Source organism: Bradyrhizobium sp. AUGA SZCCT0158 (assembly GCF_018130065.1).
In the GTDB taxonomy this organism is placed as follows: Bacteria; Pseudomonadota; Alphaproteobacteria; order Rhizobiales; family Xanthobacteraceae; genus Bradyrhizobium.
Genome location: NZ_JAFCME010000004.1, coordinates 214826 through 228478 on the forward strand (window position 1 = coordinate 214826; position 13653 = coordinate 228478).

At 63.0% G+C, this 13653-nt stretch carries 18 protein-coding genes and 1 pseudogene; 7 read left to right on the top strand and 12 right to left on the bottom strand.

The features are described 5' to 3' along the window. Positions 1–11: 11 nt before the first annotated feature. The 3 genes from JQ574_RS07755 to JQ574_RS07765 are packed head-to-tail and all read right to left on the bottom strand — an operon-like array spanning position 12 to position 1407. On the bottom strand, positions 12–659 hold the full coding sequence (locus JQ574_RS07755; protein WP_212207900.1) for a glutathione S-transferase family protein: 648 nt from the start codon (positions 657–659) through the stop codon (positions 12–14). Further along, positions 656–1096 (bottom strand): SRPBCC domain-containing protein, encoded by a 441-nt coding sequence (locus JQ574_RS07760; protein WP_212207901.1) that lies wholly within the window; start codon positions 1094–1096, stop codon positions 656–658. The genes JQ574_RS07755 and JQ574_RS07760 overlap by 4 nt, the downstream gene beginning before the upstream one ends. Further along, positions 1093–1407 carry an ArsR/SmtB family transcription factor gene (locus tag JQ574_RS07765; protein WP_249119179.1) on the bottom strand — a complete coding sequence of 105 codons (315 nt, stop codon included), beginning with the start codon at positions 1405–1407 and terminating at the stop codon, positions 1093–1095. Before JQ574_RS07765 ends, JQ574_RS07760 begins: the two co-directional genes overlap by 4 nt. 118 nt (positions 1408–1525) lie before the next feature. On the opposite strand from JQ574_RS07765, the gene JQ574_RS07770 reads away from it, so the two are divergent. Continuing rightward, positions 1526–2005, top strand: coding sequence for a GNAT family N-acetyltransferase (locus tag JQ574_RS07770; RefSeq protein ID WP_212207902.1), 480 nt, complete (start codon positions 1526–1528; stop codon positions 2003–2005). Between the two features lie 22 nt (positions 2006–2027). Here JQ574_RS07770 and JQ574_RS07775 read toward each other — a convergent pair whose 3' ends face one another. Continuing rightward, entirely contained in the window at positions 2028–2624 is a 597-nt protein-coding gene (locus tag JQ574_RS07775) for a TetR/AcrR family transcriptional regulator (protein WP_312014580.1), read from the bottom strand. A 148-nt stretch (positions 2625–2772) separates the two neighbouring features. Between JQ574_RS07775 and JQ574_RS07780 the strand changes: the two genes are divergently transcribed. Next, the gene (locus JQ574_RS07780; protein WP_212207903.1) at positions 2773–3165 is read left to right on the top strand and encodes a RidA family protein; all 393 of its coding nucleotides are present in this window, start codon (positions 2773–2775) and stop codon (positions 3163–3165) included. Between the two features lie 33 nt (positions 3166–3198). On the opposite strand, the pseudogene JQ574_RS07785 reads toward JQ574_RS07780, so the two are convergent. The 3 genes and pseudogenes from JQ574_RS07785 to JQ574_RS07795 all read right to left on the bottom strand — a co-directional run bounded on the left by JQ574_RS07785 (position 3199) and on the right by JQ574_RS07795 (position 4860). Beyond that, positions 3199–3695: pseudogene (locus JQ574_RS07785) on the bottom strand (peptide deformylase). Positions 3696–3710: 15 nt separating this feature from the next. Continuing rightward, a complete protein-coding gene (locus tag JQ574_RS07790; protein WP_212207904.1) occupies positions 3711–4406 on the bottom strand; it encodes a class I SAM-dependent methyltransferase in 696 nt (231 codons plus the stop codon). Beyond that, complete coding sequence (locus JQ574_RS07795; RefSeq protein ID WP_212207905.1) at positions 4396–4860, bottom strand: Rrf2 family transcriptional regulator; 465 nt, start codon at positions 4858–4860, stop codon at positions 4396–4398. Before JQ574_RS07795 ends, JQ574_RS07790 begins: the two co-directional genes overlap by 11 nt. Before the next feature lie 170 nt (positions 4861–5030). Here JQ574_RS07795 and JQ574_RS07800 point away from each other — a divergent pair, with 170 nt between their 5' ends. Further along, positions 5031–5582: a carboxymuconolactone decarboxylase family protein gene (locus tag JQ574_RS07800; RefSeq protein WP_212207906.1), complete on the top strand. Its 552-nt coding sequence runs from the start codon at positions 5031–5033 to the stop codon at positions 5580–5582. Between the two features lie 8 nt (positions 5583–5590). Then, a complete protein-coding gene (locus tag JQ574_RS07805) occupies positions 5591–6982 on the top strand; it encodes an amidase (protein WP_212383438.1) in 1392 nt (463 codons plus the stop codon). A 27-nt stretch (positions 6983–7009) separates the two neighbouring features. Here the strand turns inward: JQ574_RS07805 and JQ574_RS07810 are convergent, their stop codons facing one another. The 4 genes from JQ574_RS07810 to JQ574_RS07825 all read right to left on the bottom strand — a co-directional run bounded on the left by JQ574_RS07810 (position 7010) and on the right by JQ574_RS07825 (position 9894). Next, positions 7010–7990, bottom strand: a complete 981-nt coding sequence (locus tag JQ574_RS07810; RefSeq protein WP_212207908.1) for a thioredoxin family protein — start codon at positions 7988–7990, stop codon at positions 7010–7012. Positions 7991–7992: 2 nt separating this feature from the next. Further along, entirely contained in the window at positions 7993–8694 is a 702-nt protein-coding gene (locus tag JQ574_RS07815; RefSeq protein WP_212207909.1) for a cytochrome c biogenesis CcdA family protein, read from the bottom strand. 30 nt (positions 8695–8724) lie between these two features. After that, on the bottom strand, positions 8725–9141 hold the full coding sequence (locus JQ574_RS07820) for a cupin domain-containing protein (RefSeq protein WP_212207910.1): 417 nt from the start codon (positions 9139–9141) through the stop codon (positions 8725–8727). 93 nt (positions 9142–9234) lie between these two features. Further along, positions 9235–9894 carry a VOC family protein gene (locus JQ574_RS07825; protein ID WP_212207911.1) on the bottom strand — a complete coding sequence of 220 codons (660 nt, stop codon included), beginning with the start codon at positions 9892–9894 and terminating at the stop codon, positions 9235–9237. Between the two features lie 395 nt (positions 9895–10289). On the opposite strand from JQ574_RS07825, the gene JQ574_RS07830 reads away from it, so the two are divergent. Beyond that, on the top strand, positions 10290–10886 hold the full coding sequence (locus tag JQ574_RS07830; RefSeq protein ID WP_212207912.1) for a YdeI family protein: 597 nt from the start codon (positions 10290–10292) through the stop codon (positions 10884–10886). A gap of 58 nt (positions 10887–10944) precedes the next feature. Here the strand turns inward: JQ574_RS07830 and gcvA are convergent, their stop codons facing one another. Then, on the bottom strand, positions 10945–11868 hold the full coding sequence (gcvA, locus tag JQ574_RS07835) for a transcriptional regulator GcvA (RefSeq protein WP_249119180.1): 924 nt from the start codon (positions 11866–11868) through the stop codon (positions 10945–10947). Between the two features lie 132 nt (positions 11869–12000). Here gcvA and JQ574_RS07840 point away from each other — a divergent pair, with 132 nt between their 5' ends. Both JQ574_RS07840 and JQ574_RS07845 read left to right on the top strand, forming a co-directional pair. Continuing rightward, positions 12001–12396, top strand: a complete 396-nt coding sequence (locus JQ574_RS07840; RefSeq protein WP_212208032.1) for a RidA family protein — start codon at positions 12001–12003, stop codon at positions 12394–12396. A 1-nt stretch (position 12397) separates the two neighbouring features. Beyond that, positions 12398–13588, top strand: coding sequence for an NADH:flavin oxidoreductase (locus tag JQ574_RS07845; protein WP_212207913.1), 1191 nt, complete (start codon positions 12398–12400; stop codon positions 13586–13588). The last annotated feature ends 65 nt before the right edge of the window (positions 13589–13653 follow it).

The window sequence follows — 13653 nt, forward strand, 5'->3', positions numbered from 1 at the left end:
GTGAAGAAATCTCAAGCCGCATCAGCCGCGGCAAAATGCGCCATCTGGTCAGCGTGCGCCTTCACGAAGGATGGTCGGGCCGTGGCGCGCGCGACATAGTCGCGACAGGCGGGATATGTCGCCAGGCTGTCGAACCGGGCGACGAGGCGCAGCACATCCGCCATGAGTATGTCGGCGACGGAGAATGTCCCGGCGAGCCATTCGCGTCCTGCCAGCACGGCCTCCATGTGTTTGAGCCGGTGCTGGTGGAGGAACCCGTCAAAGAGTTTCCAGGCCGGCGTGTCGCCGGTGTTGCCGGAAAACATGAGCAAGGACCAGGGCAGGCTGGCCATCTCGACGGAGTTGAGCGCCGCGAACAGCCATTGTTTCGTTTCGCTGCGAGCGCGCGGATCACTGGGCATCAGCGCGTCGCTGCGCTCGCCGAGATGAAGCAGCATCGCGCCGCTCTCGAAGATCGAGATGTCGCCATCGGTCAACCACGGCACCTGGCCAAACGGCTGATGAGTGAAATGTTCGGCACTCCGATTCCGAAACGGCACGCCCTCGACGCGATAGGGCAGTCCTGCCTCTTCCAGCGCCCAGCGCACCCGGATATCGCGCACAAAGCCGCGCGGCGGTTCGGGAACCCAGTCGAAGGTGGTGAGGATCAGGTCGTTCATTGGGCAACTCCAAGGAAAATAGGCAGCTTGTCGAGCAGGCCGCTCCAGCCGTGCTCGTGACTCTTGCGCATCTCTTCGTCGGGAAGATGCTCGTGCAGCAGTGTCAGCCTGGTGCCGCCGTCTTCAGGCTCAAGCAGAAACGTGACCAGCGACTCGCGTTCCTTCGTTCCCGGCAAGTCCCAGGTGAACACCAGCTTCTTCTCGGGAATCACTTCCTGATAAATACCGGTGGGATTGTGCTCCTCGCCGTTCAGCAACCGGAAGACGACGCTGAAGCGGCCTCCGGGTCGCACGTCCGCCTCGGCGCGCAGCGTCGGCCCGGCATCGGGACCCCACCACTGCATCATCAGTTTGGGCTCTGTGATTGCTGCCCAAACCCTGGCGGGCGAGGCCTTTATTCTGCGCACGATGGTCACGCCCGGCAGGCTGCTGGTCATCGCTCGCCATCCTCTTCCACGAGCGCAACCAGGCGATCGAGGCTGACTGTCCAGAGCCGCTCATACCGTTTGAGCCACTCCATGGCCTCCCGCATCGGCCGGACCGAAAGATGGACCGACACGGTGCGACCGGTTTTGGTGCGCTTGATCAATCCCGCATCGGACAGCACGTCCAGATGCTTCATCATTCCCGGAAGCTTCAGCGAAAACGGCCGGGCGAGCTCGCTCACCGAAAGCCCGGGTTTTTCCTTCAGCCGCAGCAGCACGGCCCGCCGGGTAGGGTCGGCGAGCGCGGAGAACGTGCGGTCCATCCGGGATGCTTGATACTTCACCATGTAGCGAAGTATTGCTTCTGTCACCGGCGGAGTCAACTTCGCCGTCGGACTGATGAGGTTTCCATTCGATCTGACTGAGGATAATGTGGACGCGATGAAGCCAAGACCCGCCGCCCCCTCCGAAACCAGCGTGCTGACGCGCCTGTGGTATGACGGCTGGCAGGATGCCCATGCGGCGATCCTGCCGCCGGCGCTGGCGCGTGCGCGCACGTTTGAAGATTTTGCCGAACGGATGTCTGCCGCGCTTGCCGATGTGCGGGTGATTGGCCCGCTGGGCGCGCCATTGGGCTTTGCGATGCTGAAGGGCGATGAGCTCAATCAGTTCTACGTCACATCGGCAGCGCGCGGCACGGGTGTCGCGGCCACGCTGATCGCGGACGCGGAGGTGCAGATGTCGCAGCGCGGCGTCGAGACGGCCTGGCTCGCCTGCGCGATCGGCAATTCGCGCGCCGCAAAATTTTACGAGAAGAGCGGATGGCATCTCGCCCGGACGATGGTCAATCGCCTCGATACCGTTGACGGCCCGTTCGATCTCGAAATCTGGCGTTATGAGAAATTGCTCGCGCGGCGCTGAAGTTGCCGTGACTATCGCGACGTCATTCCTCGATCTGCAGCAACCCGACCGCAAGATGCCGGAACGCCGCGACTGCCTTGGCAAGGACGGCGCGGGGATCGTCGGCAGCGGCGATCCACAGCGCGGCGCTGAGCGCTGCGCCATTGAGCAGCCGCGCGGCAGCTTCCGCATCCACCGGCCTGACCGTTTTCGCATCGATCAGCGCCTGGATGGTTTGGGTCGTAGTGCGCAGGCACTCGTTCTGGTTCGGCCATTGCGAGGGATCGCCGAGCACGGCCGGCCCGTCCAGCAGCATGATGCGCTGGATCTCCGGCTCCAGCGCCATCTCGATAAAGGCGATGTTGGCGTCGAGAAATCCGAGCCACGCGGTCTTGGCCCGGTCCTGGACGGCGCGCATCCGCGCCACCATTTCGGCGTCGATCTGGTCGATCACCGCTTGCAGCAGGCCCTTCTTGTCGCCGAAATTGTGATAGAGCGCGCCGCGCGTGAGGCCGGCTTTCGCGGTCAAATCGTCCATCGACGCCGCCGCATAGCCCTCCGCCGCAAACGCCTTGCGGGCGGCCCTGATGAGCTTGGCCCGGGTCTTCTCCACCATCTGCGCCCGCCGCTTTGCGACCACTGCCAAACTCCTAAAAAACATACGCCGCGTATGCCATTGACATACGGCGCGTATGAACCGATATAGCGGCATACGGGGCGTATATCAATGCTCCCGCCGGCCGCGACCGTTGCAGCCGGGCCTTGCCTTGTTCGAATGGAGTGAAACCATGACAAAGCGCGACGCGATCTTCCCTGCCGGCCGGCAGGCGCTGTACGAAATCAACCGCTATTCGGCGGCGATCCGCTCCGGCGACCTGCTGTTCGTCTCCGGCCAGGTCGGCAGCCGCGACGACGGCTCGCCCGAGCCTGACTTCGCAAAGCAGGTCCAGCTTGCCTTCGACAATCTCGCTTCCGTGCTGAAGGCCGCCGGCTGCAGCTTCGACGACGTCGTCGACGTCACCACCTTCCACACCGACCCGGCCAGGCAGTGGGAGACGATCGGCCCTATCAGGCTGAAGGCGATCGGCGAGGCGCCTTATCCGAACTGGACCGCAGTGGGCGTGAACTGGCTGGCGGGCTTTGATTTCGAGATCAAGGTCATTGCGCGCATTCCGCAGTGATCGACTGGCGGGAGCGTCGCTCCCGCCTTCACCTCAACCCCGCGACAGCTTCTCGAACCGCTTGATCAGCCGCTCGCGCTTTAGCCGGGACAGCCGCCTGATCCAGAAAATCCCGTTGAGTTGATCGATCTCATGCTGGTGGCAGACCGCGCGCGGGCCTTGCGATTCCTCGGTTCGGGCATGGCCGTCGATGTCGTGATAGCTGATCCGCAACCGGGCATGGCGCTCGATGTCGTCGTTGACGCCGGGCATCGAGACGCTGCCTTCCTGGTGCATGATCATCTCGGGCGAGGCCCAGATGATCTCCGGATTGACATAGGTCCGCGCGCCATCAACCGGGTCGAGATCGAGCACGACGACGCGAAGCGAGACGCCGATATGCGGCGCGGTGATGCCGATGCCGGGGGCGGCGTGCATGGTTTCCAGCAGGTCTGACGCAAGCTCGTGCAGCGCATCATCGAACACGGTCACAGGCTGCGCAGAAGCGCCAGCCGGGGATCGGGGTAACCGACGATAGGGCGGACGGTCATGAATGTTCCACCGCTTCAGGCGTACGCAATCCAGCCGCGCCAGGTGAAGGCGGCGTAGAACAGTTCGACTCCCTTGAAGCCGGCTTCGCGCAGGATCTGCGCGTCCTGTTCCGGGCTGAACAGGTTCAGATTCTTATCGACCGCCGCGCGGGCGCCGTTGGCCTTGTCGGGATCGGCGCCGGAAGCGATGCCAAAAGCAGCGTACCGCGATAGCCATTGCGCGCGCGCCCCTTGCGGAAAGCTGGAGTGCGCGGCCACAAAGGGCGCGCCGGGCTTGAGGCGGCGATGGATTTCGCCGGCCGTCCGCCGCCGTTCATCTGCATCGAGAAAATGCAGCGTAAGCAGGCACGTCGCCGCATCGAACGGGCCATCGGGGGCATCGTCGATATAGCCTTGCTGGAGCTGCACGCGCGCGCTGAGCGGACCCAGTATCCGCTCCGCCAGCTTCAGCATCTCCGCCGCCGGATCGACTCCGACGAAGGTCCAGCCGGCTGCGGTCTCCGCCATCGAGTTCAACTCCAGGCCGCCGCCGGCGCCGAGCACCAGGACGCGCGCGTCTTGCGGCGCATGTTCCGCCAGCAGGATTGATGTCATGCGGTGAAGGTCGGCAAAGCCCGGCACGAAGCGCCGCGGTCCTTCCGCATAATGCTTCACTGTGTCGGGATCGAAGAAATGATCCAGCATTGCCTGAACGGCGGCATCATTTCGCATGCGCGACCTCCAGGCGATGGCCTTTGCCGCGGCCAATGAGACGCTTGTGAAAATCGGCGCTCAGCTGCGCAAGCGTCACGTCGGCCAGGCGCGACAACAGCAGCGCTTCCGCATCGTCGAATGCGCGGGTGAGGGCAGCATTGACGGCCTGCTCGACAAGGCAGCCGGGTTTTTCAGTCCTGTTGCCGATCGCCAGCAATGAAGGCTCGCCGAGCGCCTCATAAATGTCGCGCAAGGAGACATCAGCCAGATCACGCGCCAGCGTCCATCCGCCGCCATGGCCTTTTTCCGATCGCACATAGCCCTGATCGCGCAAGCCCGCCATGACGCGGCGGATCACCACCGGGTTGGTATCCATGGCTTTTGCCAGTGCCTCTGAGGTCACCGGCTCATCACGCTCGGCCATGTGCAGGAGCACGTGCAACACGCCGGACAATCGGCTGTCTCGTTTCATGTAACTATTGATATTACATGAATGATCGACAAGTCAAGCCCGCGCGTGACCGCGCCCACGCCTGACAATACTCAGCGCGGACAGGGCTGCTATTCTCGGCAAGCTGCGCCAAACCTGCTCGGATGTGGCAGGATGGCGGCAATCAGCGGACCATCATTCAGGGAAAGCTCATGTCACGCGTGTCAATCAAGACCAAGAACGATCTCCCGCCGGAGTTGCAGCCGCTGTGGGACAAGATGACGACCTATGGCGCGTTCGAGAATCAGGCGGGCGTGATGGCGCACCGGCCGCCGATCTTTGAGCATACCTGGTCGCTGCTGGTCGATCTCGCCGAGAGCGGCACGTTGTCGAAGCGCCATCTGGAGATCGCGCTGGTCGCGGTGTCCCTGTTGAACAAGTGCGACTATTGCGTTTCGCACCACGCGCCGAAACTGGCGATCCAGGGCGTATCGGAGGAGGGCGCCGAACGGCTGCTCGACTACCAGGACCATCCGGAACTCGACGTCATTGACAAACTCGTGGTCGAATATTCCGTTGCGGTGAACAATAACTGGAGCAAGACCCGCGACGAAATCTTCACCCGCCTTCGCGAACATTTTTCCGAAGCCCAGATCGTCGAACTGACGTGGCGCATCTCGCTGTGTGGCGCGTTCAACCGCTTCACCGATATCCTGCAATGCGATATCGAGCCGAGCGTCCCCGCGCGTGAAGCGGCTGAGTAGGCCGCGCGATGTCCGACGATTTGAACTGGCTTTCCGCCCGCGAGATGACCCGGCGCTTCGCCAAGGGCGACCTGTCGCCGGTCGATGTATTGGAAGCGACGCTGGCGCGACTGCATGCGGTCAATCCGGCTCTCAATGCGACCTGCCTGCTGGATGAGCCGCAGGGGAGGCGACTAGCTGCGGACTCGGCGGAACGCTGGCGTCGCGGTGAGCCCATGGGACCGCTCGACGGGGTGCCGGTCGCGATCAAGGACACCGGACATGTCGCGGGCTGGCCGATGCGCATCGGCTCGCACTCGACCGCAACGGCGCCAAGCACGGAGGATACGCCCGGCGTCGCCCGCCTGCGTGAGGCCGGCGCGGTGTTCTTCTGCAAGACGACGACGCCGGAATTCGGCTGGAAGGGGATTACGCACGGCCCGCTCACCGGCATCACGCGCAACCCCTGGGATGTTTCCCGCACGCCCGGCGGCTCCAGCGGCGGCTCGGCCGCCCTGGTTGCGGCGGGCGTCGTGCCGTTGGCCACCGGCGGCGATGGCGGCGGCTCGATCCGCATCCCCGCGGCGTTCAGCGGCGTGTTCGGGTTGAAGGCGAGCTACGGCGTGGTGCCGAATTTGCCGGGGCCGATGGGGACGCTCGCGGTCTATGGCGGCCTGTCGCGCGACGTCGCCGACAGCGCGCTGCTGCTGAACGTGCTGACGCGGCCGGACGCGCGGGACTCCTTCGCCATTCCCTATCGCGGCATCGACTATCTCGATGGCCTCGACCAGGGGGTGGCGGGAATGAAAATCGCATGGTCGCCAGATCTCGGCTTCCCGGTCACCGAGCCTGCAATCGTCGCCGGCATGCAGCCCGCCATTGATGCGCTGGTGAAGGCCGGCGCCGATGTGAAGAGCGTCGATCTGGATCTGTCCGCCGCGCAGCCCGCACTGGAGGTGATCTGGGGCGCATCGCATGCTGCGGTGGTGCGGGGCTTCGACGGTGAGCAATTGGCGGCGCTCGATCCGGGCCTGCTGCGGCTGGTGATATCAGCCCAGGATATTTCGGCGAGCGAATTGCAGGCGGCCCATGCCGACATGCGCACGCTCAGCCAGCAGATGCATCACTTCCATCAGCACTACGATCTCTCGCTGACGCCGACCATCCCCATCACAGCCTTCGCCGCCGGCATCGACACACCGGATCCGGCGCGCTTTCCGCAATGGTTCGATTGGACGCCATTGACGTGGCCGTTCAATCTTACCCGGCAGCCCGCGGCCTCGGTGCCGTGCGGCTTCGTTGATGGTTTGCCGATCGGCCTGCAGATCGTGGGGCCGATGTTCAGCGAGGAGAAAATCCTCCGCGCCAGCCGCTGCGTCGAACAGGCCTGCGCCAGCGGCGCGCGGCCGAGCCTTGTCTAGGAAGCCTTGCCCATCAAGCCTTGCCGATCAACCGAACGTAAAGCTGTAAGCGCTCAGGCCGGCCTTGGGCACCTTCAGGCGCAACACATGCTCGCCACTGCTGCCGCTGTAGATGGGATAAAGCCGGCTTCCATCGATGGTGACCGGCGGTTGCGGCGTGCCGTCGACGGTGACGGAGACCGCTTGCGGCAACGCGCTGCCCGCGACCAGATTGACCTTGGGCGCGTTGAAGCGGAGCACGATCTCGCTACCGTCTGCCGAAGCGGTGGCGCTGTCGCCGACGAGCTTCCAGCCGCCACCGAGCGCGAAGCGGCCTTGCGGCACGCTGTCCGGCAGCGCGTAGGATCGCTCTCCAGCCGCGGAATCCTGCGACGCCACGATGGCGCCGTCATTCTTCTCCGACCCGAGATAGAGTTCGGATGTTTCGATGCCGGCGAGATCGGGATCACTGGCCTGAGCGGACGGCGTGGCTTCGCCGACGAGGCGGGCGATCGTGTTCTCCATCTTCTGGTAGCCGCCTTCGCCGAACTGCGTCGCGACGATGGTGCCGGATTTATCGATCAGATATCCGGCCGGCCAATACTGGTTACCGAAGGCGCGCCAGGTGCGGTACTGGTTGTCCTGCGCAACCGGGTATTTGATGCCGAAGCGCTTGATGGCGGTCTCGACATTCGCCGTCTCCCGCTCGAAGGCGAATTCGGGCGTGTGCACGCCGACCACCACAAAACCCTTGTCCTTGTAGGTGTCGTACCACTTCGTCACATAGGGCAGGGTGCGCACGCAGTTGATGCAGGAATAGGTCCAGAACTGCACCAGCACGACCTTGCCGCGCAGGCTTTCCAGCGTCAGCGGTGGAGAATTCAGCCAGGCCGAAATCCCGGCAAATTCCGGCGCGGTGCGGCGCTCGCTCGAAGTGGTTTGCTCGCCGCGGGTCAGCGACGGGCTGAACTGCATGGCGACGAGGAAGCCGACAATCAGAAGCACAACGAGGGTGAGAAGCTTGCGCATGGTCATAGTCCTGTTTGGTGGTTCGGGTAGAATTCCGAGAGCCACACCGTGATGATGGTGTCGTATTGCGTGTAGAATGCGAACGCGACGAGCAGTACTGCTGCGCCGAAGCCGCGCTGCAGGGCAGGCGTGTAGGGCACCAGCCTGCGCATCTGGGTGGTGGCGTATTGCCCGCCATAAGCGATCAGCAATATCGGGATCGCCGCGCCGATCGCGTAGGTGACGAGCAGCACGCCGGCGCGTGCGAGGTCTTCGGACGTCGCGATCAGCGTGAGTATGGAGCCGAGCACCGGTCCGGCGCAGGGCGTCCACAACACGCCGAGCGAGAGGCCGAGAACGAGGCCGCCGAAATTACCCGGTCCGGCAGCCCGCACGGCGCCATCCGCGTGCGAGAGCAGGCCGCTCAACCGCGCCACCAGCCATTCATAGGGTTGCGGCCAGAGCATCAGCACGCCGAAGCCGCCGAGCAGCACGATGGAAATCTTGCGCAAGCTGTCATGCGTCAGTCCCAACACCGTTGGGAACGCGCTGAACAGCAGGGCGAAGCCGGAGAAGGCGATGACGAAACCGCCCACGATGAACAGTGGCCGCAACCGGCCTTGCTGGCCGATCGACGTGCCGAGCAGGATCGGAAGCAGCGGCAGGATGCACGGCGCTGCCGCCGTCAGCACTCCTGCCGCGAGGGCGAGGGCTATGTCGATCATCGCAGTATTCCTCGTGGGAAGCGCTCGCCGTCACTTCTTCAACGTCAGAAGCGGCTTGCCCTTTTCGACGATGTAGGTGGCGAGCTCGCTGCCGGTGACGCTGCCGACATTTTTGGCCGCGTGAACGGTGCCGGCCGGAATGAACAGAACATCGCCCGCCTTGAGGGTGACCGGTGGCTTGCCCTCGACTTCGTATTCGAGCGTGCCCTCCAGCACATTGACGATCTCTTCGCCGGGATGGCTATGCCTGCCGAACGCCGCACCCGGCGCGAAATCGACCCGCACCTGGACGACCTCGCGTCCGGGGATGCTGAGATCATGCCGCTGCAGGTCGGTTCGCGTGATGCCGGACGGCTGTGCCTGCGCTGCCGGCAGCGCCAAAACGCTTGCCGCGATCAACGCCGCGCTCGCTACAACTCGCATCGTCTTCAACAGATGGTTGCTCATATCGATTTTCCTTCGTGTTTGGGAATTTCACAGCACCGCCCGTACCGGGCCGAAGCCCGGTCGGTACGCGAGGCAGACTTGAGGTTGTTTGACTTAGAGCGGCAGCGGCTCGCCGGCCTGTTCCTTGGCGATGTACTCGGCGTACCAGTCCGGCCAGTTCACATCGTGCTGGCCGCCGTTGCGCTTCTCGTGCTCGCCATGGGCTGCCGCGGCGCGGCGAAGCGCGCTGGCGATTTCGGCCGACGACGAGAAATTCGTGTCGCCTTCGACGCGTCCGGGGGCGCGCGCGGTGACTTCCTGGAACAGCCAGCCATTGCCATCAGGGTCGCTAAAGGAAGCATAGGATTGGTAGGTGCGACGCTCCGGATCCGGGCCGCTGGCGCGATCGCGTCCGAGCAGGAAGGGTTCATGTTTGCCGGAGTACTCGCCGTCGGCGGCGTGGAACACTTCGCTGACCTCGACGCCGCGACCCTGCAATTCCTTGCGCGCGGCTTCGATGTCGGAGACGACCAGATAAAGTCCCTGTGCGGAGCCGGGGGCCGCGGCGGTAACGTTCTTGCCGAAGATGACAGAAGCGTCGGAGCCAGGCGGGGTGAACTGGATAACGCGATAGTCCTTGCCGTCGGTGAAGTCGGCATCGAGCCGCCAGCCGAGGCTGCCGTAGAACGCCTTGGCGCGATCGACGTCGGAAACCGGGATAACGACGACCTCGAGCTTCATGGCGGTCGTCGGGGTCTTGCTTGCATTGGTCATGGTCCTTCTCCCTTTGTGAGTTAGATCGGATGCGATCTATTTGCGTACGCGCTATAAAGGCTCGATTGCGTCGGAAGTCAACGTGTCCGATTAAATCGTATACGATATATTATTCACGTCTTCGTGTCCGGCAGGCGGGTGCCGGCTACGGTGAAAGACGGCCTCCAGGGCCGATTCCCCAGACAATTCAAACGAGAAGCGGCGCGGCATGCCGGAAATGCCGGGCGATGTGTAAGTTGGCGGCGGCTGGTGCCAGTGCTGGCTGGGGCAATTTGGACGACAGCGACGAAGGAAGCAGGGCAGGCTGCGGACATCCCCCGTTCCTGAGGCCCGGTGGTTGTGCACGATGATAGAAGCGTTCAACTACGCATGATTCTTCGATCAAAGGTCCGCTGGTGGCACCCGTTAAAATCAATCCCGACAAGATCCGCGAATTCAAGGACGCCGAGAGCTTCTACAAATGGCTCGGCAAGCACCACGACAAGGAAGCCGAGATCTGGATCAAGATCCACAAGGTGGATTCAGGATTCAAATCGATTACGCCGAAGCAAGCCATCGATGTCGTGCTGTGCTGGGGCTGGATCGATGGTCAGCGCAAGGGTTTTGACGACAAGAGCTATATGCAGCGCTATACGCCGCGCACGAAGAAAAGCATCTGGAGCCGGATCAACGTCGACAACGTCGCGCGCCTGATCGAGGAAGGCCGGATGACCGATCACGGCTTAAAGGAAGTCGACGCGGCCAAGTCCGACGGGCGCTGGGCGCGCGCCTATAACAGCAAGGACATGAAGATCCCCGACGATCTGCAGGCCGCGATCGATGCCGAGCCCAGGGCAAAGGCCATGCTGGCGAAACTCAGCGCGCAGAACCGCTTCGCGCTGGCGTTTCGGACGCACAATATGAAAACCGAAGCCGGACGGAAGAAGAAGGTCGAAACGTTCGTCGCGATGCTCAAGCGCGGCGAGACGATCTATCCGCAAGGCAAGAAATGAGCCCTGGTAGAAGTGGGCGGTGGGACTGAGCGCATGATCACCGCGCGACGAAGAATGATCACTCTGTCGACCGGACGCCATCAATCTCGGCTCGAAGCCAATCTGCGGCGGCCGTTATGACGTGACTCATCGGCCGGTCTGCTACCGTCAACATGTGGTAGGTCAGGCCCTCGACGACGGGTCCAAAGGGTTGGATGAGCCGGCCGGCCATTAGCTCATCCTCCACGAGGCTCAAGCTGAGCAACGCCACTCCCTGGCCGGCCACTGCGGCCTGGATGGCATGGCTTTCGTCTGAAAATCTCAGCTGGGACCTGGGATCGTTCGCAATCACGCCTGCTGCTCTAAACCAACCCGCCCAGGTCGGATTGACCGGATCGGAGCGGTGCCACTCGAAGTGGATGAGCGGCACGCGGTTCAGATCGTCGGGGGTGCGGACGCCCAGATGGGGATTTACAACGGGCGCGAACCGATCGGTAAACATCGCTTCGGCACGAAATCCGGGATAAGGGCCTCGACCGTAGCGGATCGCGAGGTCGATGGCATTGCTCTCAAGATCAACGGCCGCGTCCGAGGCATGTAGGTGCAGGTCAATGTCCGGATGAAGCGCCTGAAATCTCGTAACCTTGGGCACGAGCCACTTCGCCGTGAAGGCTGTGGTTGCGGTGATTGTCACGGTCGGTCGGCGTTTTGTTTTGCGCAGGCGGTCCAGCGCTGCAGCGAATGAGTCAAAGCCTTCGCGCAGCACGGGATAAAGCAGTTGCCCGGCCTCGGTCAGGATGACCTGGCGAGTTCGGCGCTCAAACAGGACGAGCCCGGTATGATCCTCAAGCGACCGGATTTGGTGGCTTATCGCCGTTGGCGTGACAGCCAGGTCGATGGCGGCCTGCTTGAAACTCCCAAAACGTGCGGCTGCCTCGAAGGCGCGAAGGGCGGAAAGTGGCGGTAGCTGACGCATTGGCTCATACAGATGATATTTATTCATCTAATGCCTGATGATTTCGAATTTGTCGAGCGCCAAAGGATTTCTCATATTGCTGCGAACCGGTCGCGTGTATGCCGTTTGAGATGAATTTTTCTCAGCTGCGTGTCCGCGATTCAACAAATGGAGAAGTTCATGTTGCAGCGTGTGATCACCCAACCCGACCCCTATGAGCCCTATCTTCTGTCGCAAGGAATTAGGGTTGGCGAACTGCTCTTTATCTCCGGCCAGGCCGGTTACGACGACGATGGCAAGATCGTCCAAGGCGGGTTCCGCGCTCAGGGCGAGCAGGCTTTCGCCAATTTGCGCCGTGCGCTCGAGGCGGGCGGATCAAGCCTGCAGAACGTCATCAAGGTGACGATCTTCCTCACCGCGATGACTCACTTCAAGGAGGTCGTCGACCTACGCCGCACGTTCTTCAGCGCTCCTTATCCCGCCGACTCCATCGTCGAAGTCAAAGCGCTCTACACGCCGGAAGCCATGATCGAGATCGAAGCGATCGCTGCGGTCGCGACGGCGGGGAGGTCGTGACATGGCGTCTGATGAAGTAGGGAGCCGAGGACTCGAGCAGTCCGCAATCGAGCGCCTTTTCGTCCCTCTGCAGGTTGGCAGCCTCACACTGGCAAATCGGCTTGCCGTCGCGCCGATGACCCGCGTCAGCGCCGATCAGCGTGGGCGCGCAACGCGGAGCATGGCGGACTACTATCGCTGGTTCGCCGAGGGCGGTTTCGGCATGATCGTGACCGAGGGTATCTACACCGACAAGGCGTTCTCGCAAGGCTATCTGTATCAGCCCGGTCTGACCGACGCCGCTCAAGTCGACGCCTGGCGTACCGTCGTGGACGGCGTACATCAGGCGGGCGGCCGGATCATTGCGCAACTCATGCACGCGGGCGCGCTCTCGCAGGGCAACCCATATCGTTCGCAGACCGCCGGACCCTCGGCCATTCGGCCGAAGGGAGAGCAACTGGCGTTCTACCGCGGCTGTGGCGCGTACCCCATGCCGGTTGCGATGACCGAGGCAGAGATCGCGGAGGCCGTCGAAGGCTTTGCGCGGGCAGCCCTGTTCGCGAAGGATGCAGGGTTCGACGGCGTCGAGGTGCATGGCGCGAATGGCTACTTGCTCGACCAGTTCCTGACCGAACACGTTAATCTGCGCGCGGATAAATATGGAGGCGATATCGCCCGTCGAATTCAGCTAACCGTCGAGGTGGTTCGCGCAGTCCGGTCTGCGGTCGGCGGCAAGTTCGTCGTCAGCGTCCGCATCTCGCAGGGGAAGGTCAATAACGTCCTCCATAAATGGTCAGGGCATGAGGACGATGCCGCGATCATATTCACGACGCTTGGCCGCCTGCCGCTCGACTATCTCCACACAACGGAGTTCGAGGCGTGGCGTCCTGCCTTCGGTGAAACCGGCGCAAGCCTTTCAGCGCTTGCGAAACGACATGCGCGGCTTCCGGTTCTGGCCAATGGATCGCTTCACGACCCGAAGCGTGCGGCCGCGCTCCTGGCGAACGGTGAGGCAGACTTCGTCTCGCTTGGGCGGGGCGCTCTGGCACATGCGGACTGGCCGGTACGGGCGCGGGCGGCAAACCCCATGGCGGAGTTCGATCGTGCGCTGCTATCGCCCATCGCTGATCTGGCTAACGCGGAACGGTGGCGAACGGCCAGACAGGAGCAGGACGTCCCGAACGGCGACCTCGCATCGGGAGAGGCCGCATAATAGCAGGTCCGTCATCACTATGATCGGGACCTTCTCGACCTCGCTAGGCTCGCCGCCTCTTTCCG